This window comes from Corynebacterium pseudogenitalium (assembly GCF_024453815.1).
Lineage (GTDB): Bacteria > Actinomycetota > Actinomycetes > Mycobacteriales > Mycobacteriaceae > Corynebacterium > Corynebacterium pseudogenitalium.
The window spans coordinates 1,047,679-1,068,649 of the sequence record NZ_CP072934.1; the positions used below are offsets into that span (position 1 = coordinate 1,047,679).

At 58.5% G+C, this 20,971-nt stretch carries 20 protein-coding genes; 10 read left to right on the forward strand and 10 right to left on the reverse strand.

Annotated elements, in window-relative coordinates; genetic code table 11:
* Nucleotides 1–105: 105 nt before the first annotated feature.
* On the forward strand, nucleotides 106–1,167 hold the full coding sequence (locus KBP54_RS05030) for a glycoside hydrolase family 25 protein (protein WP_070362600.1): 1,062 nt from the start codon (nucleotides 106–108) through the stop codon (nucleotides 1,165–1,167).
* Here KBP54_RS05030 and KBP54_RS05035 read toward each other — a convergent pair.
* The 6 genes from KBP54_RS05035 to KBP54_RS05060 all read right to left on the reverse strand — a co-directional run bounded on the left by KBP54_RS05035 (nucleotide 1,164) and on the right by KBP54_RS05060 (nucleotide 6,370).
* Nucleotides 1,164–1,973 carry a spermidine synthase gene (locus tag KBP54_RS05035; RefSeq protein WP_070479190.1) on the reverse strand — a complete coding sequence of 270 codons (810 nt, stop codon included), beginning with the start codon at nucleotides 1,971–1,973 and terminating at the stop codon, nucleotides 1,164–1,166. The genes KBP54_RS05030 and KBP54_RS05035 overlap by 4 nt on opposite strands.
* A 16-nt stretch (nucleotides 1,974–1,989) precedes the next feature.
* Complete coding sequence (locus tag KBP54_RS05040; RefSeq protein ID WP_083290951.1) at nucleotides 1,990–2,739, reverse strand: ABC transporter permease; 750 nt, start codon at nucleotides 2,737–2,739, stop codon at nucleotides 1,990–1,992.
* Nucleotides 2,740–2,741: 2 nt separating this feature from the next.
* Entirely contained in the window at nucleotides 2,742–3,488 is a 747-nt protein-coding gene (locus tag KBP54_RS05045) for an ABC transporter permease (RefSeq protein WP_070479188.1), read from the reverse strand.
* On the reverse strand, nucleotides 3,485–4,399 hold the full coding sequence (locus tag KBP54_RS05050; protein ID WP_070362597.1) for an ABC transporter ATP-binding protein: 915 nt from the start codon (nucleotides 4,397–4,399) through the stop codon (nucleotides 3,485–3,487). Before KBP54_RS05050 ends, KBP54_RS05045 begins: the two co-directional genes overlap by 4 nt.
* Before the next feature lie 82 nt (nucleotides 4,400–4,481).
* The gene (locus tag KBP54_RS05055) at nucleotides 4,482–5,186 is read right to left on the reverse strand and encodes a response regulator (protein ID WP_070362596.1); all 705 of its coding nucleotides are present in this window, start codon (nucleotides 5,184–5,186) and stop codon (nucleotides 4,482–4,484) included.
* Nucleotides 5,183–6,370, reverse strand: a complete 1,188-nt coding sequence (locus KBP54_RS05060; protein WP_070479186.1) for a sensor histidine kinase — start codon at nucleotides 6,368–6,370, stop codon at nucleotides 5,183–5,185. The genes KBP54_RS05055 and KBP54_RS05060 overlap by 4 nt, the downstream gene beginning before the upstream one ends.
* 94 nt (nucleotides 6,371–6,464) lie before the next feature.
* On the opposite strand from KBP54_RS05060, the gene mnmA reads away from it, so the two are divergent.
* Both mnmA and KBP54_RS05070 read left to right on the forward strand, forming a co-directional pair.
* The gene (mnmA, locus tag KBP54_RS05065; RefSeq protein WP_070479184.1) at nucleotides 6,465–7,556 is read left to right on the forward strand and encodes a tRNA 2-thiouridine(34) synthase MnmA; all 1,092 of its coding nucleotides are present in this window, start codon (nucleotides 6,465–6,467) and stop codon (nucleotides 7,554–7,556) included.
* Complete coding sequence (locus KBP54_RS05070; RefSeq protein WP_070362593.1) at nucleotides 7,553–8,398, forward strand: uroporphyrinogen decarboxylase/cobalamine-independent methonine synthase family protein; 846 nt, start codon at nucleotides 7,553–7,555, stop codon at nucleotides 8,396–8,398. The genes mnmA and KBP54_RS05070 overlap by 4 nt, the downstream gene beginning before the upstream one ends.
* Here KBP54_RS05070 and KBP54_RS05075 read toward each other — a convergent pair.
* The gene (locus KBP54_RS05075; RefSeq protein WP_070363535.1) at nucleotides 8,395–9,078 is read right to left on the reverse strand and encodes a 3'-5' exonuclease; all 684 of its coding nucleotides are present in this window, start codon (nucleotides 9,076–9,078) and stop codon (nucleotides 8,395–8,397) included. The genes KBP54_RS05070 and KBP54_RS05075 overlap by 4 nt on opposite strands.
* Before the next feature lie 50 nt (nucleotides 9,079–9,128).
* Here KBP54_RS05075 and ligA point away from each other — a divergent pair, with 50 nt between their 5' ends.
* Nucleotides 9,129–11,177: an NAD-dependent DNA ligase LigA gene (gene ligA, locus KBP54_RS05080; protein WP_070362592.1), complete on the forward strand. Its 2,049-nt coding sequence runs from the start codon at nucleotides 9,129–9,131 to the stop codon at nucleotides 11,175–11,177.
* Here ligA and KBP54_RS05085 read toward each other — a convergent pair.
* On the reverse strand, nucleotides 11,174–11,839 hold the full coding sequence (locus KBP54_RS05085) for an ACT domain-containing protein (protein WP_070362591.1): 666 nt from the start codon (nucleotides 11,837–11,839) through the stop codon (nucleotides 11,174–11,176). The genes ligA and KBP54_RS05085 overlap by 4 nt on opposite strands.
* A 189-nt stretch (nucleotides 11,840–12,028) precedes the next feature.
* Here KBP54_RS05085 and gatC point away from each other — a divergent pair, with 189 nt between their 5' ends.
* The 5 genes from gatC (at nucleotide 12,029) to gatB (ending at nucleotide 17,660) form a co-directional block, all read left to right on the forward strand.
* Nucleotides 12,029–12,328, forward strand: a complete 300-nt coding sequence (gatC, locus tag KBP54_RS05090) for an Asp-tRNA(Asn)/Glu-tRNA(Gln) amidotransferase subunit GatC (protein WP_070362590.1) — start codon at nucleotides 12,029–12,031, stop codon at nucleotides 12,326–12,328.
* Nucleotides 12,329–12,330: 2 nt separating this feature from the next.
* Nucleotides 12,331–13,812 (forward strand): Asp-tRNA(Asn)/Glu-tRNA(Gln) amidotransferase subunit GatA, encoded by a 1,482-nt coding sequence (gene gatA / locus KBP54_RS05095; RefSeq protein WP_256006515.1) that lies wholly within the window; start codon nucleotides 12,331–12,333, stop codon nucleotides 13,810–13,812.
* A 199-nt stretch (nucleotides 13,813–14,011) separates the two neighbouring features.
* Complete coding sequence (locus KBP54_RS05100; RefSeq protein WP_070479179.1) at nucleotides 14,012–15,043, forward strand: 6-phosphofructokinase; 1,032 nt, start codon at nucleotides 14,012–14,014, stop codon at nucleotides 15,041–15,043.
* A gap of 90 nt (nucleotides 15,044–15,133) precedes the next feature.
* Entirely contained in the window at nucleotides 15,134–16,138 is a 1,005-nt protein-coding gene (locus tag KBP54_RS05105) for a bile acid:sodium symporter family protein (protein WP_070479177.1), read from the forward strand.
* A gap of 22 nt (nucleotides 16,139–16,160) precedes the next feature.
* Nucleotides 16,161–17,660 (forward strand): Asp-tRNA(Asn)/Glu-tRNA(Gln) amidotransferase subunit GatB, encoded by a 1,500-nt coding sequence (gene gatB / locus KBP54_RS05110; protein ID WP_070479176.1) that lies wholly within the window; start codon nucleotides 16,161–16,163, stop codon nucleotides 17,658–17,660.
* A gap of 77 nt (nucleotides 17,661–17,737) precedes the next feature.
* On the opposite strand, the gene KBP54_RS05115 is transcribed toward gatB, so the two are convergent.
* Both KBP54_RS05115 and KBP54_RS05120 read right to left on the reverse strand, forming a co-directional pair.
* The gene (locus tag KBP54_RS05115; protein WP_070479174.1) at nucleotides 17,738–19,171 is read right to left on the reverse strand and encodes a YkvI family membrane protein; all 1,434 of its coding nucleotides are present in this window, start codon (nucleotides 19,169–19,171) and stop codon (nucleotides 17,738–17,740) included.
* 348 nt (nucleotides 19,172–19,519) lie between these two features.
* The gene (locus KBP54_RS05120; protein WP_070362584.1) at nucleotides 19,520–19,981 is read right to left on the reverse strand and encodes a MarR family winged helix-turn-helix transcriptional regulator; all 462 of its coding nucleotides are present in this window, start codon (nucleotides 19,979–19,981) and stop codon (nucleotides 19,520–19,522) included.
* Between the two features lie 165 nt (nucleotides 19,982–20,146).
* Here KBP54_RS05120 and KBP54_RS05125 point away from each other — a divergent pair, with 165 nt between their 5' ends.
* Nucleotides 20,147–20,962: a DoxX family protein gene (locus KBP54_RS05125; RefSeq protein ID WP_070479172.1), complete on the forward strand. Its 816-nt coding sequence runs from the start codon at nucleotides 20,147–20,149 to the stop codon at nucleotides 20,960–20,962.
* The last annotated feature ends 9 nt before the right edge of the window (nucleotides 20,963–20,971 follow it).

A 20,971-nucleotide genomic window follows, 5' to 3' on the forward strand; every position in this document is an offset into this window, starting at 1 on the left:
GAATGTGGTGCCCAGCCAACATACAGGCAGATAGTACTGAAGCGTCTGATGATTTGTGTGTGTCGCGTGTGAATGGTGTGACTGGTGTGCGCTAGAGTGTCGCGTATGTATGTAGCCCCTAGACTTCGCTCTGCAACCGCGGCTTTTGTGGCCGCGACGCTTGCCCTTGCGCTTACTGTTTTTGCACCTCAATCGTTGAGTCCTCATGCGGATGCTCAATCAATCCCTGGTCTGATCTCTGGCGTTGATGTGGCTGATCACCAGCGCCCTGGTGGTGCGCCAATCAACTGGAAGATGGCAGGAACGGTCGGTGGGCAGCACTTTGCGTTCGTCAAGGCGACTGAGGGAACGACGTACAAGAACTCGTTTTACGAAGAAGATGTCAAAGCTGCTGCAGATGCAGGTTTGAAGGTCGGTGCATATCACTATGCGCGACCGGGGATGGACCCTATTGCGCAGGCTCGCCACTTCGCAAACGTCATTAACGCTGGCCCTGCGCAGCAGCTGCCACCAGTTCTTGACCTTGAGGTCGATGAGGGGCTTGGTCCAACACAGCTCGCGGCGTGGACGCAGATCTTCCTCACTGAGTTGGAGCGTGCATCGGGCAAGCGGCCGATGCTCTATACCTACCGTTATTTCTGGTACGAGCGGATGAACAACACCAACGCGTTTACTAGCTACCCGCTGTGGCTTGCCGCATACCAGAACCAGCCGCCACGTCCGGTCGGTGGCTGGGACAAGTTGACGTTCTGGCAGCGTAGCGACTCCGGCCGGGTCGCTGGTATTCCGGCGACTGTCGATATGAACTTGTTTAACGGCACCGGTGCACAGTTCGGCGGTTTCGCCGCTGGCAATCTCGGTTCCGCAGGTGGCGTCCTTGAGACGTTCCAGGTGCCGGACTCCGATCAGCTTGAGGTTCTGGAACAGAACAGCACGGCGCTGGTCGTCGCGATCCTCGCGTTGGCCGCCGGTGCCCTGGGTGCATCACAGGTTGCGTCGGAGGCTGCGAAATTCGGCTTTGATATTAAGGACGCGAACAACATCGCTGGCCTTGTCCAGCGCCTGGCTTCTCAGGGCGAACTGCCCGTGGATGACCTGCGTAACATGATGATTGGTGATTACCAGGTTGGTGACCTGCTGATCCTGTTGGATAACGCTGCGCACTAGACGTCGGTAGGCGCGTCGTAGCGAGGGCTCGTAGCAAGGCTACGGGCCCATTTTTCGTGCTTGAACTGCGCAGGCACGGCGCCTTTGAGCAGTTCACGGTTTAGCGAAGGGCTGGCCTCGATTGGTGTGTTTGCGGCGATGAGGACGATGTTGCCGTAGCGGCGGCCTTTCAGCATTGGTGGGTCCGCGATTGCGGCAACGTGTGGCCACACTTCGAGCATGCCAGCCAGTTCTTCCTTCGCTTCTTTGAGATCCGCGTGGCTGCCGCAGTTTGCCACATATATTCCTGACGGGCTGAGTGATTTCCGCGCTTGCTCGAAGAACTCCACCGTGGTCAGGTTTCGTGGAGTGATCGCTGATGAGAAGACATCGCGAATGATGATGTCGCGGGTGTTGGGTTTGAAGCTGTCGGTGACTTCGCGGGCGTCACCGACTCGTATTTTAACGACGGGTGAACGGGGGATATCGAAAAGTTCGCGGGCGAGCTCGGCAAGTGACATGTCAATTTCCACGACAGTGTTGCGCGAGCCGTTCCACTTAGAAGCAAAGTAGCGGGGCAGTGTGCAGGCAGCGCCACCGAGGTGGGTTAGGCGTGGTTTGGGCCAAAGGGGGACGTCGACAAGCTGTTGGTCGTTCAGAAAATCAGCGATCCACCTCATGTATTCGAAGTCCAGCCGTTCTGGGTCGCCGGGGACGATGTGGGAGCTCGGCACGCCGTTGACGAGGAGCACCATGGAGCCGTCCGGTTCGTGGAGAACCTCCGCAACGCCGGTATCGATTTCATGGAATTCACTTTTTGCTGCCATGCACAGTGACAGTACCTTACGCCTTCACGTCGACATGGTGCAGGTACACGACGGACGCAAGCCACGCTGTGGCAGTAAGCAGCAGGGTGCTTGCGAGGACGCCGGACACCGCACTCCACTCGAGGATACCCGAGCCCGCGACTGCGTTACCGCCCATCCACAGCATCGTGGCCACGCCGACGGGAGGAAGCAGAAACTGCGCTACTGTGGCGCCGGCAGCAATTGCACCAAAAGCGACGAGGCTGGCCACCACGCCAAGGGCGACTGGCATGGCAAAGTTGCGGACCAGCATTGAAGCGAAGCTTTGCCACGCGGCCACTGCCATCGCAGGAACCACAGCGAGTAAGGACGATGCGAGTAGGGCCATCGGCGGCATGCCTGATAGGCCAGCGACCCAACCACCGATAGTGCTCAAGACGATGAACACGCACTGCATAATTGAGGTCATCGCGATGAGTACAGCAAGTTTTGCGGTGACCAGACTCGCCGCCGATCTGGACGAGGTAAGCAACGTGTTCCAGTTGCCGCCACGGTGCTCAACGCGCCACGTGGAGGACGCGAGAATCGAAATACCCGCCACCATGAAAAGCATGCCGTAAAATAGCGTCGCCTGGGACCAATAGCTCGTCCACCCGGATTCCAAAGTCTCAGAGTTGGCGGCGTAGTTGCCAGCACCGAAGACGACGGAGACGAGTGGGATGGCGACGGCAACGATTGTGATGTAAGTGCGCCGAAGTTTACAAAACTCGTTAACGATCATGTCCATGATTAGATTTCTTTCCTGTCGAGTATTCGCGTTATTGCAACGAACCCTGTAGCGAGCAACACGACGTAGACACACCACGAAGCCCAACCTGGTTGCGTAGGAACTGCGCCTTCGTTAGCGAAGGTGTATGGGAGTAGGACTGCAAAATAGCCGAAGGGGTTCATCTCAGCGAGCCACACAGGGGAAAGCAGCGAGGTGATGCCGAGGAAGCCTCCCGCCACGCCAAATGCCAGCACTCCTACTTGCGATTCAGTGACCGCTGCGAGCACGAACATGGCGCTGGTGATCGCTAGGCTAGTGACAACGGCTGCAACTCCGTACACTGCCCAGGCTCCAGCTGTGCTTCCGCTAGGCAGCGGCGCACCCAGCAATACTGGTAGCGCGATGCACGCCGTGAACTCCATCAGCTTGAGCGTGACGATGAGAGGCGCCACTACTCGGAACTTTCGTCGCAGCAGCGAGCCCTTGCGGACGCCAGCAACCGCGTTGAGCAGCCACCCGCCACTTGCATGCTCGTTATCGACGGCGCGACTGGCAATGAGCGCCAATTGCAGTGGGGTGAGAAATGCGAGCGACATCGCAACCGCAATCAGTTGGCCCGACCATGCTGCCTCCGGGGCAGCGGTGAACGCGTCGATTTGGCCGTCTGAGAACAAGCTCATACAAGCGAACAGTACGATGCCCAGGGAGAGCACGCCGCCCAGTAGCGAGATGTGCGTACGACGCAGCTTCAAGAATTCGATGCTCATGCGCTAAGCCCCTTGCGTCCTGTCATCCCAATAAAAATTTCTTCCAGGCTGCGGTGCTTTCGCAGAACCTGGTAGATCGGGACTCCGTGATGGACGAGCTGCGCGCATGCAGTAGCAACGGCCTCCTCGGTAAGTCCGGGTAGTGCCACGCCCCCGGAAACGATGCGTGGTTGCAAGTCTCGTAGAACTTCGGTGGCAACGGCTGCCTGTGGGGTTTGGACGTAGACGTCGGGGAGGTGGGCGTCGAAAAGCTGCTGCTTCGAGCCTTGAAATATGAGCTTGCCTTGGTTGATAATGCTGAAGCTGGTGGCCATCTTCTCCATTTCGGAGAGCAAGTGACTTGAAACGAGGACAGTACGGCCTTCGTCGCGTGCGAGACTGATGATAAGCTCGCGGATTTCTTCGATACCTGCAGGGTCGAGGCCGTTGGTTGGTTCATCGAGGATGAGCAATTGAGGGTCGCGTACGAGCGCGATTGCGATGCCGAGGCGTTGCTTCATGCCGAGCGAATAGTTCTTGACCTGTTTGTCCATGTGCTTTTCCAAGCGAACAAGTCGTACCGCGCGCTGCGCGTTTGCAGAATCGGCTTTGAATAGACGCGTCACAATCTTCATGTTCTCCGCACCGGTGAGGTGCGGGTATGCCGCTGGCGACTCGATGAGTGAGCCGATGCTAGCGAGTACCTCGCCGCGTGTTGAGCGGGTCATCGGCTGCCCCAGCACGGTGATCTCCCCGGCAGTTGGTGTGGTCAGGCCGAGCAACATTTTCATTGTGGTTGATTTGCCGGAGCCGTTCGGCCCCAGGAGCCCGTGCACGGCGCCCTGCGGAACCTCAAGCGAAAGCTTGTCGACGACTGTGTGCGCACCGTAGACCTTCGTCAGGCCCTTCGTAGTAATGATTGGTGAGTTCATGGTGTTCACTATCGCCAAGTGAGGCTCCGAAAGCGTCGGAGCTTGGTACGATCTTGCAAGTCATACCGGGGGATGATGGTGCTTAGCCATCGAGGAGATCGGAACGATCGACAAGGCCCGTGCGATAGGCGAAGAGCGCCGCATGCACGCGGTCGCGCGACTGGGTCTTGGACAAGATCCTCCCGACATGCGTCTTCACCGTTGGCATGGAAATGAACATGCGCTCAGAGATCTCCGAGTTTGACCAGCCACGACCGATTGCGATGAGTACTTCGCGCTCGCGGGCAGTGAGCTCGCCAAGCGCCATGCGGTCAGTCGCAGAAATTGAAAGCTCCTCGTCGGCGTGTGCGGCTTGGCGCGTGCTGTGAGAGATCCGAGCAATGATGCGTTTGGTGGCGCGCGGAGAGATGACGGCATCGCCAGCAGCGACGGTACGGATGGCGTCGAGAAGTTCCTCGGGTTGTGTGTCCTTGAGCAAGAACCCACTGGCGCCGGCCCGCAGTGCGTCCACGACGTAATCCTCGTCATCGAACGTGGTGAGGATAATGACCTTGGTTTGCGGGAAACGGCTGGCGTACTCGGCCGTCGCGGCAATGCCGTCGAGGATGGGCATTTGCACATCCATCAGCACTACATCGACCGGGTGGGATGCCTGTTGCTCGAGTGCCTCAGCGCCGTTCGAGGCCAGCCAATCGACGCCCAAATCTGTCTGGGAGTCGATGACGAGCTGGATACCGTGGAGGAAGAGTGCCTGGTCGTCGACGATCCCTAAGCGAATTGTGCTCATGCATGCTCCAGCGTGTCGGGGTGTATCACTCCGGCGAGACCTTGCTCAACGTAGGGGATTCGCACTTGCGTGACCCACTCTGCACGCCCGCTGTTGGTGGGGGTGGGGCCTGCCTGCAAAGTTGCCCCGATAAGAGCGGCGCGCTCCCGCATCCCACGCAAGCCGTGGCCATTGACAAGGCTTGCTGCAGTGCCATCGAATCCATTGTTCACACGGATTACCACTTGTTTTTCCTCCCACGTCACATCAAGCAAAGCAGCGCCGTCGCCGTGTTTGAGCGCATTCGTGAGAGCCTCCTGGACCACGCGTCTGGCCGCAAGGGACGTAGCAAGTGGTAGCTGCTCTGGTGCAGATCCCGTTTGCGAGTAAGTGATATCCAGGCCGCCGAGTCGACTCGTACGAACCAGCTCTTCGAAATCTAGAGACACTGGTGAAGGTTCCACCGACCGCGACTCGGGCGCACGAAGTAGCGCGACCACTTCGCGCATTTGCGCCAGGGATTCCCGTCCGACCTCTCCGATTACTCGAAGGGCTTTGTCGCAGTCCCCGCCGTAGCGTCCGCCATCGGCCTGCGCAACAATCACAGTGAGCGAATGGGTAACCACGTCGTGGATCTCGCGGGCAAGGAACGCGCGTTGCTCAGACATAGCCTGTTGAAGCTCGATCCGTTGCTGCCGCAGCGCCTGCTCGAGCTCGCGGGTTGCGGCTTCTTCGGTCCGCCTGCGTAGCTCGCCGAAGAGTCCAGCCGCCACTAGCAACGTGGCGCTCCACGCGAGGTAGGGAAGCTGCTGCTCAAAGGGCATGCTCCGAGGCACGGGCGATACGAGTGAGAGTGCCACGAGGTCTCCTGTAACGAGCGCAATGGCAGCGAAGTCGCGAAGAACTGGGCGAACATTGCGACGGATGATGTAGGCAGTGAAGACCCCAACGACAATCACCGCTACCGTGAGGTTCGTGCTGAATGCACGCATCCCCAATAGGACGAATGCGGTGAGCACAGTTGCAGTTGGCCATCGCCAGCGGGAAAAAGGGGCGACGATAGCCCACAGCAGGAGAGGTACGACCGCCCATGCAGATCTCGTGGCACTCAGGACACCAAGCGAAGCACACACGCCGAGGACAAAAGCGATGCTTGCGTCACGCATGCGGATCGGCAGGCGGGCAGTAAAGGGAGGCATATCCATAACCTAATCGACCTGCGCAGGGCTGTCGTCATGCCTGGGTATGATTCGGCGTACGCTTTTCTTCTCCTCCTGCTCGCGGGTACACTTCCGCCACATGCGAGTTTTAGTGGCGATGAGTGGAGGCGTGGACAGCTCAGTGGCCGCTGCACGCCTTGTCCAAGCTGGCCACGACGTTGTGGGCGTGCACCTGGCGCTCTCGCAGGACCCGCAGGCCACCAGAGAGTCGGCACGCGGGTGTTGCTCGCTGGAGGATTCTGCGGACGCTCGACGTGTGTGCGACAAACTCGGGATTCCATTTTATGTGTGGGACTTTTCCGATCGCTTTAAAGCCGAGGTCATTGATAATTTCGTGTGGTCGTACGAGCATGGTGAGACCCCGAATCCATGCCTGCGATGCAACGAGAAAATCAAGTTTGCTGCCTTGCTTGAGCGCGCTGTCGCGCTTGGGTTCGACGCGATCGCTACCGGCCATTACGCAACTATCGACGAAGACGGGAACCTGCGGCGCTCGGTGGACCCGCTGAAAGACCAGTCTTATGTGTTGGGAGTGCTGACGCGTGATGAGCTTGACAAGTGCATCTTCCCAGTCGGTGATACGGAAAAACCTCAGATTCGTGAGGAGGCGGCAGCGTTCGGGTTCGCTACCGCTCAGAAGCCGGACTCCTACGATATTTGCTTTATCCCGGACGGCAACACCCAGGCATTTTTGGGTAGGTCCATCGGTATGCGCCCAGGAATCGTGCGCGATCAGGACGGCACCGAGCTCAAAGAGCACGACGGCGCGTTCCAGTACACCATCGGACAGCGCCGCGGCCTCAACCTTCGCGTGCCAGCCCAGGACGGAAAGCCGCGCTACGTCACCGATGTCGACGCCACCACGGGCACGGTTACTGTCGGGCCGCGCGAAGCGCTCAAAGTCTGGCAGATCGACGCAGACCGCCTGAAAGTACTGCATCCGGCGATGCAAGGTGAGTTCGCGGCCAATGTACAGATCCGTGCGCACGGCGGGGTCGTCGCCTGCCACGCACGCGTTGAGGGCAACAGCATGCATCTCGAGTTGGAGACGCCCCTGGAGGGAGTCGCGCGAGGGCAGGCTGCCGTGCTGTACTTGCCTGACCCGGACGGGCGCGGTGACGTGGTGCTGGGGTCCGGCACGATTTGTGGGACTTCGAGCGTGCAACCATGACGGCGTTCGGCCTCGGGGAGTTGCCCGGCACAGACCTCGTCACTGCCGCGGACGTTGTGCTTTCAGAATCACCGCTGCCACACATTCCACAGCTGCCAGAGCGTGGGATCGGGAGTGACCTGATTGGGCGAACAGCCGCGTTGCTCGACATTCCCATCGACCGCGGCCCGCGCGGATGGCGCGTTGGCACCCAGCACCGGGCGGTGCGTGACCAGATGGATCGCGACCTGGATGTCCTGGAATCGCTGTGGGCCGGCAAGCTCGATGCGATCAAAGTCCAGGTTGTCGGTCCTTGGACACTTGCAGCAGAAATTGAGATGCGCAATGGACACCGCATGATCACGGACACTGGTGCGCTGCGGGATGTGACCGAGGCGCTTGCACAGGCTATTGACGATCATCGAGAAGATGTGGGGCGTCGATTAGCTCCGACAGTGCTGCAAATCGACGAGCCAAGCCTCGACGCCGTGATGAGAGGCTCACTGCGTGGTGCGACTGATGCCGAACGCATCCCGGCATACCCAGAACCGGAGGAGCGCCTCGCAGGCTTTGGTAAGTACCTACTCCACGCGCCAATGATGATCAACGTCCCTTGGCAGACCGTAGACCTTGCGGACCTACAATCAACCGCCGAAAAAGACCGCTTTGCGCAACTGCTCGATCGCGGCAGCCGCTTCGCGCTTGCACCCATGCGGCCAAGGGATGTGTGGAACGTGCTCGACGAACTCCAAACCGACCCTGAGGCCTGCAGCTTCGACGTGTGGGCACGACCCGCGGATACGTTGAAACAGGCCGCTGCGAACTACCGTGAAGCCGCTGAAATGGCGGAAGGGCTGCGCTAACTCGCATCCCCGATCATCGGCCACGACGTCGTGAGGTTTGAGACATCACGCCCCTTCGACTCGAAGAACTCCCGCAACTCTGTTTGGAGTTTGTAGTACTCCACGGCCTGAAACTCCATCAACTCGTCCGTGCTCATCTGGGCGAGTTCAGGGTAGGTGGAGCGGACCTGCTTCCACGCAAGGCGCGCAGCGGCGGTCGCATCAGCCGTCGCATCGTGAGCGTTGTCGAGCTTCACTCCGTACAGCTCGCACAGAGCGCCGAGGTTGCGTTTCCCCTTCCTGTAGCGGTCCTTCGCCCGGTCGATGACGAGAGGGTCGAAAACCGGGCCGGTTACAGTGAAGTCTCCGGTGAGCTGTCGCAGCACAGAAAGGTCATACGGCGCGTTAAAAACGATGAGAGTGAGGCCGTCCTCCCAACCGCGCTTAATCATGTCAACTGTTTCTTGCAAGACCTCATCGTGCGGGCGGCCGTGCGCGCGGGCGTACTCCGTGGTGATGCCGTGGACCGCGGCAGCCTCTGCGGGTATCTCAACCCCTGGGTCCGCGAGCGCCTCGTGCGCGTTCGCCTGCGCACCGTCGATCGTGACAAGGGAGGACGTCACAATACGAGCAGTGCGTGGGTTCACAGAAGTCGTCTCGAGGTCGAAGGACATCATGCGGGATGCGTCGAAGAAAGCCATGCACATTACCTTACTAACCGTGTCGGACAGAGACGCTAGACTTGCACGTTATGAACGAAAATGTGAACGAATTGCCTGCTAATGACGTCGATGTGCGTCGACTCTGGGATGAGATTGCCAGCCAAGTTCGTCACCATCGGGATCTGTACTACAACAGCCAACCCGTTATTAGTGACGCCGAGTTTGATGAGCTTTTCCAGCGCTTGGTGCGACTTGAGGAAGAGCACCCCGAGCTCGCTGTTCCGGACTCACCGACGATGCAGGTCGGTGCGCCGACCGGCGGTGCGTTCGACGATGTCGAGCACCTCGAGCGGATGATGAGCCTAGATAATGTTTTCTCGGAGGCAGAGCTACGAGACTGGCTGGCAAAGGCGCCGGGCCCGTATCTGACAGAGCTCAAGATCGACGGGCTTTCGATCGACCTCGTGTATGAAAACGGCGAGCTGGTTCGCGCTGCTACGCGTGGTGACGGGCGCGTGGGCGAGGACATTACGGCCAATGCAAAGGTCATTGAAGATATTCCGCACCAGCTGCAGGGCGATGCCCCGGCGCTAGTCGAGGTGCGAGGGGAAGTTTTTATCCGGCCCGAGGACTTCCCAGATCTCAACGCTGCTCGCATCGAAGAGGGCGGGAAACCGTTCGCGAATCCGCGCAACGCGGCTGCCGGAGGCTTGCGTCAAAAGGATCCCGAGGATGTGAAAAAGCGCAAACTGCGGATGATTTGCCACGGCATCGGTGCGCGCGAGGGGTTTGCCCCGAAGACCCAGCACGAAGCCTACGAGCAGATGGCAGCCTGGGGGCTGCCAGTGTCTGAATACACAAAGCGCGCAGCAACTGCTGATGCGGTGGTGGATGCCGTTCGCTATTGGGAACAGCACCGCCACGACGCGATCCACGAGATGGATGGGCTCGTTGTAAAAGTCGATGCGGTTGAGGAACAGCGCCAACTAGGAGCGACGTCGCGGGCGCCACGGTGGGCGATCGCGTACAAGTACCCGCCGGAGGAGGTCACGACGAAACTGCTCGATATTGAGGTTTCCGTTGGGCGAACTGGCCGAGTAACACCGTACGCGGTAATGGAGCCGGTTTTCGTGTCTGGTACGACTGTCGCCATGGCGACGTTGCACAATCCGACCGAGGTCCGCCGCAAGGGCGTCCTCATTGGTGACACGGTCGTAGTGCGTAAAGCTGGCGAGATTATCCCTGAGGTGTTGGGTCCCGTCGCAGATCTTCGCACTGGAGAGGAGCGGGAGTTCGTGTTCCCCGCGGAGTGCCCAAGTTGCGGGGCAACGTTGGCGCCTGCGAAGGAAGGGGATGCGGACTGGCGCTGCCCGAATACGCGTTCATGCCCGGCCCAGCTGGCGCAACGTCTGAAGTACCTCGCCAGTCGCGGCGCCTTTGACATTGAGGCGCTGGGCGAAAAGGGCGCGCAGGACATGATTGACACTGGTGTGATCCAAGACGAGGGCGACCTGTTTGATCTCACAGAGGAAGACCTCAAGAAGTCACAGGTCTACACCACGAAGAAAGGTGCGGTAAATGCCTCTGGCCGCAAGCTACTGGAGAACCTCGACACTGCGAAAAATGCCGATTTCTGGAGAGTCCTCGTCGCGCTTTCGATTCGACACGTCGGTCCGACCGCAGCTCGTGCGCTCGCCTCCCGTTACGGCAACATGGAAGCGCTTGTCGACGCCCCACTGGAGGACCTTGCGCAAACAGACGGAGTAGGCGCCATCATTGCGGAATCGTTCCAAGAGTGGTTCCGCGTTGACTGGCACCGCGAGATCGTCGAAAAGTGGACAGCTGCTGGCGTGACGATGGAAGTTGATGCCGCCGACGTTGCTCCGCAAACCCTTGAGGGGATCACCGTGGTGGTGACGGGCACGCTCGAGGAATACACGCGTGATGGCGCGAAAGAGGCGATCGTGTCGCGTGGTGGTAAGGCATCGGGGTCTGTGTCAAAGAAGACGGACTTTGTGGTCGTCGGCGAAAATGCCGGTTCAAAAGAGCAAAAGGCGCGTGAGCTCGGCCTCAGGATTCTCAACGAGGAAGAGTTCACCCGCCTGCTCGAACAGGGGCCAGAAGGAGTTGAAGACTAGGAAATTATCGAACCGATGATGGTTCCCAAGTCTCCGATCTGAGCTACCTCTGATGCAAGGAAATCAGGGCCGCCGATGCGACCGACAACGAGAATGTACTCGGAGGCGCCGAGGGGAGTGATGGCAAGCGCGGTATCGAGTTGCCACCACGACTCTGGTGTCCACGCGTCGTTGTCCGGAACGAGCACCCGCGCATGCTCGAGCGGTGGCATGATTGGGTGGGATTGGTCATCTTCTGGTGCAGCCTGGGAGGCGCACAGGCGGTCGAGTCCTTCGGGGGTGTGCTTCAGCACCACGGCCCAGGAAGAGGTCATTGCCTGGGGGATCATCACGGTTAACTCGTCGAGTGCCTGCTTCGGATTGTTTGCAAGCTCGGCGATTTTCGCCAGCATCCGGATGTGCCCACTGCGGTCAACGCGCCCAGTGAACGGGCGGATCGAATCAACTTCAACGCCGTCGATGGCTGAAGCTGCTGTAATGAGTGCGTCGACCATCGTTCCGGTGGGCAAGCTGACAACAATGTCGTCAGTGACGGTACCGCTTGGATCAGTCTCGACGATGTCGACGGACTGAATATTTGCGTCGATTACGCCGAAGGCTTCCGCGAGTTCGCCAAGACTGCCGGGTAGGTCGGGCAAGGTCACTCGTACGAGGTAAGACATAGGCTCTTTTATAGCACTGCATACGGACAGCATGCTGCCAATTACATGAATATATGCATGCAATTGTAAAAATGAGGCGAAAAGGGATGGGGCGATGGTGTGGTGTTGCCTAGTGCGATGCGGGTTCTGGGGATAACGTAGAATGAACACGTTTTAGTGGCTAACCTACGGTAAAGATTGGACTTCACATTGGCTGAGATTTCACGCGATGAGGTCTCCCGCATCGCACGCCTCGCGCGAATTGCGTTGCAGGAGGATGAGCTTGACCAGATCGCCCAGCAGCTCGACACCATTGTTGACGCTGTTTCGAAGGTGCAACAGGTCGACACTGATGGGGTGGAGCCGATGAGCCACCCCCACTCGATTGACGCTGGCATGAGGCCGGACGTCGAGAAGAAGACGTTGACGCAGGCGCAGGCCCTTGACCAGGCCCCTGAAGTTGATGAAGAGCGCTTCGTAGTTCCACAGATCCTTGGAGAAAGTGAGTAGGCATGACTGAGTACACGCTTCCATCTGAAGGCATTGTGTCGCTTCCAGCTCACGTGCTTGCACAGAAAATCCAATCCGGCGAGCTGACGTCGCGCGAGGTTACCCAGGCATTCCTGGACCGCATTGCGGAGACTGATAACGAGCTCGGGGCATTCCTACATGTCGGCGCCGAGGAGGCTCTCGCTGCGGCAGACGAGGTGGATGCCCAGGTCGCTGCTGGTAAGCCACCGGCTTCAAAGCTGGCTGGTGTACCTCTGGCACTGAAGGATTTGCTGGTGACGACGGATGCTCCGACCACCGCTGCATCGAAGATGCTTGAGGGATACCGCAGCCCGTACGACGCTACGGTAGTCCGCAAGTTGCGCGAGGCCGGTATCCCAATTCTGGGCAAGACGAACCTCGACGAGTTTGCGATGGGTTCCTCCACTGAGAACTCCGCCTATCAGGTCACCCGTAACCCGCATGACCTCGAGCGTGTTCCGGGTGGATCTGGCGGTGGTACCGCTGCTGCACTTGCCTCTGGCCAGGCACCAATTGGTATTGGCACTGATACCGGTGGCTCTATTCGTCAGCCGGCATCGCTGACAGGCACCGTCGGTGTGAAGCCGACGTACGGCGGTGTTTCCCGCTACGGTGTGATCGCTTGTGCGTCGTCGCTGGATCAGGTTGGACCGTGTGCGAACAACGTCCTCGACACGGCGTTGCTGCACGAGATTATTGGCGGCCACGACGAGTTCGACGCCACAAGCGTTGACACTCCGGTACAGGAGCTCGCAGCTGCCGCTGAACAGGGCGCTTCGGGCGATCTGTCTGGCGTGAAGATCGGACGCGTGAAGCAGTTCTCGCGCCCAGGTACCCAGCCAGGCGTCACTGAGCGTATCGACGCCGCCTTTGCACAGTTCGAACGTCAGGGCGCAGAGATCGTCGAAGTGGACTGCCCGAGCTTCGACGACGTCATGGGCGCGTACTACATCATCCAGATGTCCGAGGTTTCGTCGAACCTCGCGCGCTTTGACGGTATGCGCTATGGCCTGCGCACGGGTGACGACGGCAAGCACTCTGCGGAAGATGTGATGGCGTCGTCCCGTGGTGACGGCTTCGGCCCGGAGGTGAAGCGTCGCATCATCCTCGGCACGTATGCGTTGTCTGTTGGTTATTACGACGCCTACTACCTGCAGGCGCAGCGTGTGCGTACCCTCATCGCGCAGGATTTCCGTCGGGCGTTTGAGAAGGTGGATGTCATCGCTGGCCCGGCCGTTCCTCAGACTGCGTTCAAGATCGGGGAGAAAGTCGACGATCCGTTGGCAATGTACAACTTTGACCTCTTCACCTTGCCGTTGAACCTGGCAGGCCTCCCGGGCATGAGCGTCCCGGCGGGGACGGCAAGCGATACTGGTCTTCCCGTTGGCTTGCAGATTATTGCTCCTGCTTTTGAAGACGAGCGCCTGTACCGTGTTGGTGCGGCGTTTGAGGCTGGACGCTAGCTTTCTTATCTGGCATATCCACCACGACCCCGCAGGTTACTGCCGCGGGGTCGTTTTCATTTTGATAACACCTTAATCGTCTATGTTGTGGATTTGTGTGTGAATGGGAGCATCAATTTGACGCCTGTGACCAGCGGAAATCAGATTTTTGGGCATGCGGAATAAGCCCTTTTGCCTTGAAAGCGCTAGGGTTGTGTGTATGCGACTTGCCACTCTTACCTCCGGCGGCGACTGCCCAGGGCTGAACGCCGTCATTCGCGGAATCGTCCGAACTGCCAGCGCGGAATATGGCTCGACAGTTGTCGGGTACCTCGATGGCTGGGTCGGGCTGATGGAAGACCGCAGGATTGACCTGTACGACGATGCGTTTATCGATTCGATTTTGCTGCGCGGCGGCACCATCCTGGGGACCGGCCGTTTGCACCCCGACAAGTTCAAAGCCGGTATCGACACTATTAAGGCGAATATGGATGACGCCGGTATCGACGCCCTGATCGCCATTGGCGGCGAAGGTACCCTCAAGGGTGCCAAGTGGTTGTCCGATAATGGCATTCCAGTTGTCGGCGTTCCAAAGACCATTGACAACGACGTCGCCGCGACTGACTACACGTTCGGCTTTGACACCGCAGTATCGGTTGCTACCGACGCGATTGACCGCCTGCATACGACTGCAGAATCACACAACCGCATCCTGATTGTCGAAGTGATGGGCCGCCACGTCGGCTGGATCGCACTCCATGCCGGTATGGCAGGTGGTGCACACTACACGGTCATCCCTGAGGACCCATTCGACATTGCAGATATTTGCAAGGCAATGGAGCGCCGCTTCCAGATGGGAGAGAAGTACGGCATCATCGTTGTCGCCGAAGGCGCTATCCCGAAAGAGGGCACGATGGATGCAGGCCTCGGTGAGGAAGACGAGTTCGGTCACAAGACCTTCAACGGGATGGGGCAGATCATCGCTGACGAGATTAAGCGCCGCCTCGGTTACGATGTCCGAACTACGGTGCTGGGGCACATCCAGCGCGGTGGTACGCCAACGGCGTATGACCGAGTGCTTGCCACTCGTTACGGCGTGCACGCAGCCCGTGCCGCACACGAAGGCAACTTTGATACCTGTGTAGCCCTGCACGGTGAGGATATCGATCTCGTGCCGCTCGAGTCCGCAGTGGCACACCTGAAGACGGTTCCGGAACACCGGTACAAGACTGCACGAAGCATGTTTGGATAAGAAATTTTTGGGTGGAGCGCCCGCGCCAGTGCAAAAGATTTTTGCGGAAACTGGCGCGGGCGCTCCTTTTGTGTGTCTATAGTGTGACCTATGACTGTTTCGGTAGATGAGAAAAGAGAACCATCTAGCGGGAATGCCCAGGACCGCGCTGCATACCTCGCAACGCTGGGCTTCCCAGTGCTAGTACTGATTGGCTTCGCGCTTGGTGCAGCAGCACCTGGCGCGGTCGCCCCAATTTCTGGTTGGACTACGTGGCTCCTGGGCATTGTGATGTTCGGCATGGGGCTTACCTTGCGTCCAGTTGATTTTCGTCTCGTTTTTTCGCGTCCGCTCCCGGTACTCATCGGTGTGGTTGCGCAGTTCGTCATCATGCCTGCTATTGCAGTAGCTATCACTGTGGTGCTCGGTCTGCCGTCTGAAATCGCGGCAGGTGTGATCTTGGTTGGATGCGCACCAGGTGGTACGTCATCCAACGTCGTTAGCTACCTTTCCCGTGGTGACGTAGCTTTGTCGGTCACTATGACGTCGATATCGACGCTGCTTGCACCAATCATGACGCCGCTGTTGACTCTGTGGCTGGCAGGCCAGCACATGCCAGTGAGTGCAGCAGCAATGGCGCTGTCGATCGTCAAGATGGTCATCGTTCCAATCGTGCTCGGTCTCGTCGTGCGCCTCGTGCTGCCTCAGCTTGTTGACGCCATCTTGCCTGCGCTGCCGTGGGTCTCTGTGATTGCGATCTCGATGATCGTGGCGATTGTCGTGCAGGGCTCCCGTGAGAAACTTGCAGAGGCTGGTCTCTTGGTGCTGCTGTGTGTAGCAATCCACAACATCCTGGGGTACCTGCTGGGCTACCTGACTGGAAAGGTCACGCGTCAGCCGGAAACCGCTTCTCGAACAATGGCTGTCGAGGTTGGGATGCAGAACTCCGGCCTAGCCGCCACGCTTGCCGCACAGTACATGAACCCAGTCGCGGCACTTCCAGCGGCAGTGTTTTCTGTGTGGCACAACCTTTCCGGTGCGGTATTTGCGTTCATCTGTCGCTCCGTAGACCAGCGGAAACGTGCTATGGGCGCGCCAAGCGACACGGAGAACTAGGAGAGCACTACACTAGAGCACTATGACTGCGTACGACCTGATGGATTACGACGAAGTACTGGAAAAATTCGACCCGGTTATGGGGTTGGAGGTACACGTTGAGTTAGCAACCGAGACCAAGATGTTCTCGACATCTTCAGCCCACTTCGGTGCGGCGCCAAACACCAACGTCGACCCTGTGTCGCTTGGGTTGCCTGGCGCATTGCCCGTCGTTAATGCAAAGGGCGTTGAGTGGGCAATCAAGATCGGCCTTGCGCTGAACTGCAAGATTGCGGAAAGCTCGCGCTTCGCGCGTAAGAACTACTTTTACCCGGATCAGCCGAAGAACTACCAGATTTCGCAGTACGACGAGCCGATCGCGTACGACGGCTACCTGGACGTCCTGCTCGATGACGGTACTGAGTACCGCGTTGAAATCGAGCGCGCGCATATGGAAGAAGACACCGGTAAGCTGACGCACCTCGGGTCTGCCTCGGGGCGCATCACGGGTGCGACGGCCTCGTTGGTTGACTGTAACCGCGCTGGTGTTCCGCTCATTGAGATCGTGACGAAGCCGATTATCGGTGCAGGGGAGCGTGCTCCCGAGGTCGCTCGTGCGTACGTTGGCGCGCTCCGCGAGCTTGTGAAGGCTCTCGGTGTCTCTGATGCACGCATGGACCAGGGGTCGATGCGCTGTGACGCGAACGTTTCGCTGCGCCCGATCGGTCAGGAGAAGTTCGGTACCCGTACGGAGACGAAGAACATCAACTCCTTGAAGTCGGTTGAGCAGGCCGTCCGCTTCGAGATGATGCGTCAGGCACAGGCGCTCGTCAACGGCGAAGAGATTGTGCAGGAGACCCGCCACTACCAGGAGAAGGATGGCTCGACGTCGAAGGGGCGTCCAAAAGAAGAGGCCTCTGAGTACCGCTACTTCAACGACCCAGACCTGCCCCCAGTAATTGCGAAGCCTGAGTGGGTGGAGGAGATCCGCAAGACGCTTCCGGAGCTTCCGTGGGTGCGCCGGGCTCGAATCCAGGAAGAGTGGCAGTTGCCTGAGAAGGAGTTCCGCGATTTGGTGAACGCTGGCGCGTTGGATCTGGTTGTGGATACAGTCGAGGAAGGTACGACTCCTGACGAGGCGCGTGCTTGGTGGGTGTCGTACATTCAGAGCAAGGCAAACGAGCTCGGCAAGGACCTTGACGCAGTTGGAGTGACGCCAAAGGACGTTGCTCGTGTGGTCGAGTTGGTGAAAGAAGGCAAGCTGACGACCAAGCTGGGTCGCCAGGCTATCGACGGCGTGATTGCTGGCGAGGGCCATGTTGATGAGGTTGTCGCTGCTCGTGGCCTCGAGGTGGTGCGTGATGATGGCGCTATCGAAAAGGCTGTCGACGACGCGTTGGCTGCCAACCCGGACATCGTTGAGAAGTACCGAGCCGGCAACAAGAAGGTAACCGGCGCGATTGTCGGTGCCGTGATGAAGGCAACGCAGGGCAAGGCTGATCCTGGTCAGGTGAACAAGCTGATCGCGAAGAAGCTGTCCTAAGCTACATCGCATAAAGGAGCCCCCGCGCCGATTCGAACCGGTGCGGGGGCTCCTCCATGTACTGCAACGAAACGGATCTATTTGCCCTTCGATGCGTTCTTGACGTCCTCGTCGGTGACGGCTGGGAACGTGCCAGTTTCGTACATCTCTGAGTAGGCCTCCCAGTCGATTGGGTCGTCGTGTGAGTCGGTGTCACCAGGTGCACCGTCGTACTCCTCGGAGTCGGGGTCGAGTGCCGGTGCGTCGTCGAGCGAGAACTCATTCTCTGGATCAGCGTGGAGATCCGCAGCGACTTCCTCCTGGACGGATTGCCACAGGTGTGTGTCACCAACGTGGGACTCGGTGACCAGATCTTCGACCTCTTCGCGCTCCTTCGCGGACAGTTCGCTTTCTGCTGGGTCCAGCGCGGTTTCTGCGAGCTCTGCGAGGCGCTCACGTCGTTTGGTCTCTGCCGCGATACGTCCGCGGTCCTTGAACCAGGAAATAAGCATGACGATCGAGAGCACAAGTCCGAGATAGCCAACGACAGGGTAGACCCAACCAACGAGGGCCGAGAAACCGATGAAAGACAGCGCGAAGCCAATGCCCACCACGATGAAGTAGATGAGTCGAAACTTTTCCTGGCGGCCATGAGCGAGACGCCGCGCCATGGCGTAGAACATGCCTACCGCGGTGTTGTAGATCATCAAGTAGATCAGCAGCGAGACGACGAAGCCGACCGCTGGGTGCATGTTGTCAAACACCATGAGCAGTGGGAAGTCGGCGCCGTAGACGCCTTCCATGTTCATGAAAATGATGAAATTCAGGATGACCAGTAGGGTTGCAAAGATGAACCCGCCAAGCAATCCGCCAATGCCAGCTTCGCGAGGGTTGAGCTGCGAGCCCGCAATGACGAGGATCATCGAAACAGCCATGATGATGCAAAGCGTTGCGTAGTTGACTGCAGAGAGCAACCAGTTGTTGCCCACACCTGTAGCAGGTGCGTTCTGCATGGAGAGCTCGTTGATCTGGCTGATGTTGTCTGGCATGTGCACCAGCGTGATCATCAGCGCCACGATCACCGCGACGATAAGAAATGGCGTGATGATGGAAATGACGTTCGTGAGCTTGTCGACGTCCAGGAACCCCGAAAGGACAAGCAGGACGGTCATGATGGCCGCGCCCACCCAAGTTGGGAGCCCGAACTGTTGGTCAAGGTTCGAGCCTGCACCGGCGACCATGACGAAGCCGATCGCAAAAAGGGTGAACATCGTGGCGACGTCCATAAATTTCGATACAAGTGGCTTTGATACGTTCTTAAAGACGGCGCTGTGGTCGTCAGCGAGGTAGAAAGAACCCAACTGGAAGAGCGTCGAGCCAACGACGACGATAATGATGCCAGCAACAATCGAGCCGACAAGGCCCCAGTAGCCGTACGCGAGGAAGTACTGAATCACTTCCTGGCCGGATGCGAAGCCAGCTCCGACGAGCAACCCTACGAACGCGAGTGCCACACGGATAGATTTACGCATAAAACTTTGTCCCTATTGAATATGTAGAAATCGATATAAAAACTTAGCGGTGGCGTTATTGCAACGTCCACCGAACGGGAGTTGATGGTATCAAAGGCATTTCTCCAGCGCACACCACAAAACGGACGGAACAGTAGTGTTAAAGGCTCTGGGGGTGGCGCTGATAAGCGTTCGGCCTTGGTGGGCGTGGGTTGCGACTATCGAATAAACCGCCTGGTAGTAAGGGAGAAGTTGCCAGGTGATCAGACGGGGGAGGTGCGGGGACGTGTGGAGAGAGAAGCTGGCGTCAAAAAGAATGGGATGCACGCCAAAGCGTTATGGAACTGTTACCTTGGCTAGGCTCGTGCCCTAATGGTCTGGTCCTGCCTTGGCGACGATCTTCTTCATGATTCGGTTGAGTTGGTCGGCCTCTTCCGGCGTAATGGAATCGAATACGAGCTCGCGCAGCTTCTGAAGGTAACCAGGCGTGGACCGCACGATGAACTCGACGCCGTCTTTGGTGAGCGTGGCGATGTTGGTGCGGCGGTCCGTCGAGTCTTGGCTTCGTGCCACGAGCCCACGTCTCTCCAAACGTGCGACGATATGGGACAAGCGTGATGCAGACATCTGTGTTGCCTTCGCGAGTTGGCTCATCGTGATCTTCTGATCGTCAGCTTGTGCGATCTCTACCAGTGCAAGGTAGTCAGACAGATTCATGCTTTCATTGGCCTTGAGTGCTTCGTCAAGGCGGGCAGGGATCCACGAGATCATTGCCCACATAGTGAGCCAAATTTCAGTGTCGTGTTCATCAAGCCAACTGAATCGATGCATGTGATGAGATGTTAGTAACTACAACAGATTTCAACCTAATTTTGTTCAGAGTCCCAGCTTCCGGGGCTACGTTTGAACGAAGGTGGCGTCTTTTATGGCAAGAAGTTTTGTGGCGCGCCGACGTACAGCCTCGTAATCGGGCAGATTTGTTCTAGATTGCTAGGCATGACTGATAAAAACTTGCGCGATGCTACACCCGAGGATGTAAGTGGACTCGAAGGCATTCCTGAGTTTCAGGGATCGGCTCGAGGCGACTCGGCTCAGGGAATCTATTCGATGACGGGGAAGGCTGCTCCCACTGAGGTGTTTCCAAACGCCGACGCTCCGGGCGGCTTCGATGTCACACCGGCGACCGAAACGGTTGTTGCCAACAACACGCTCGATTCGGTGCCGACGACCTATGCGCAACCAGATGTTGCCGCTGACTCTGACCTGGAAGAGGAGAAGGTTGAGCACGCAAAGCGCGGTACGCTCGACTTTGGCTTGCTGATTGCGCGCCTTACCTTCGGGCTCGCGCTCATCCTGCAAGCGATTGCGGTGTTCTTCCGTCTAGGCGATTCGGCTGGTATCGGTGGGCTGGAAGCAGAATTTGCTGCGCAGGGCTACGCATTTACCGACGGCCTGGCTATCATCCTGCCGACGTTGCAGCTCGCCGCAGGTGTCTTCTTGCTGCTAGGGCTGTTGACGCCAGTTGCAGCGATGGTGGGCATCGCAGTTACTGGCTTTGCCGTTTTACACAGCATTGTTGTGAGCGGAGTTGGCCTGAACGTGTTCGAGTGGGAACCAGCAACAGTCTTGGCAGCAGTGCTTTTCGGTGTGGTGCTCGCGCTGCAGTTTGCTGGCCCTGGCCTGTACGGCGTCGACGCGACCCGCTCGTGGGCGCGCCGACCACTGGCAAGCTCCTGGATTTTCGCAGTCCTTGGGTTAGCCGCAGCTGGTGCGCTGTGGTGGTTCGGCGCCGGGGTAAACCCGCTCGCCTAACCACGACTG

Excerpts from the sequence above, each read along its gene's own strand:
- KBP54_RS05055 (WP_070362596.1), bottom strand. The coding sequence starts at position 5,186 with ATGAGCACAATTCGCTTAGGGATCGTCGACGACCAGGCACTCTTCCTC.
- KBP54_RS05030 (WP_070362600.1), top strand. The coding sequence starts at position 106 with ATGTATGTAGCCCCTAGACTTCGCTCTGCAACCGCGGCTTTTGTGGCC.
- KBP54_RS05050 (WP_070362597.1), bottom strand. The coding sequence starts at position 4,399 with ATGAACTCACCAATCATTACTACGAAGGGCCTGACGAAGGTCTACGGT.
- KBP54_RS05125 (WP_070479172.1), top strand. The coding sequence starts at position 20,147 with ATGACTGATAAAAACTTGCGCGATGCTACACCCGAGGATGTAAGTGGA.
- KBP54_RS05085 (WP_070362591.1), bottom strand. The coding sequence starts at position 11,839 with ATGTCTTACCTCGTACGAGTGACCTTGCCCGACCTACCCGGCAGTCTT.
- KBP54_RS05105 (WP_070479177.1), top strand. The coding sequence starts at position 15,134 with ATGACTGTTTCGGTAGATGAGAAAAGAGAACCATCTAGCGGGAATGCC.
- mnmA (WP_070479184.1), top strand. The coding sequence starts at position 6,465 with ATGCGAGTTTTAGTGGCGATGAGTGGAGGCGTGGACAGCTCAGTGGCC.
- KBP54_RS05115 (WP_070479174.1), bottom strand. The coding sequence starts at position 19,171 with ATGCGTAAATCTATCCGTGTGGCACTCGCGTTCGTAGGGTTGCTCGTC.
- gatB (WP_070479176.1), top strand. The coding sequence starts at position 16,161 with ATGACTGCGTACGACCTGATGGATTACGACGAAGTACTGGAAAAATTC.
- KBP54_RS05040 (WP_083290951.1), bottom strand. The coding sequence starts at position 2,739 with ATGGACATGATCGTTAACGAGTTTTGTAAACTTCGGCGCACTTACATC.
- KBP54_RS05045 (WP_070479188.1), bottom strand. The coding sequence starts at position 3,488 with ATGAGCATCGAATTCTTGAAGCTGCGTCGTACGCACATCTCGCTACTG.
- KBP54_RS05075 (WP_070363535.1), bottom strand. The coding sequence starts at position 9,078 with ATGGCTTTCTTCGACGCATCCCGCATGATGTCCTTCGACCTCGAGACG.
- ligA (WP_070362592.1), top strand. The coding sequence starts at position 9,129 with ATGAACGAAAATGTGAACGAATTGCCTGCTAATGACGTCGATGTGCGT.
- KBP54_RS05120 (WP_070362584.1), bottom strand. The coding sequence starts at position 19,981 with ATGCATCGATTCAGTTGGCTTGATGAACACGACACTGAAATTTGGCTC.
- KBP54_RS05035 (WP_070479190.1), bottom strand. The coding sequence starts at position 1,973 with ATGGCAGCAAAAAGTGAATTCCATGAAATCGATACCGGCGTTGCGGAG.
- gatA (WP_256006515.1), top strand. The coding sequence starts at position 12,331 with ATGACTGAGTACACGCTTCCATCTGAAGGCATTGTGTCGCTTCCAGCT.
- KBP54_RS05070 (WP_070362593.1), top strand. The coding sequence starts at position 7,553 with ATGACGGCGTTCGGCCTCGGGGAGTTGCCCGGCACAGACCTCGTCACT.
- KBP54_RS05060 (WP_070479186.1), bottom strand. The coding sequence starts at position 6,370 with ATGGATATGCCTCCCTTTACTGCCCGCCTGCCGATCCGCATGCGTGAC.
- KBP54_RS05100 (WP_070479179.1), top strand. The coding sequence starts at position 14,012 with ATGCGACTTGCCACTCTTACCTCCGGCGGCGACTGCCCAGGGCTGAAC.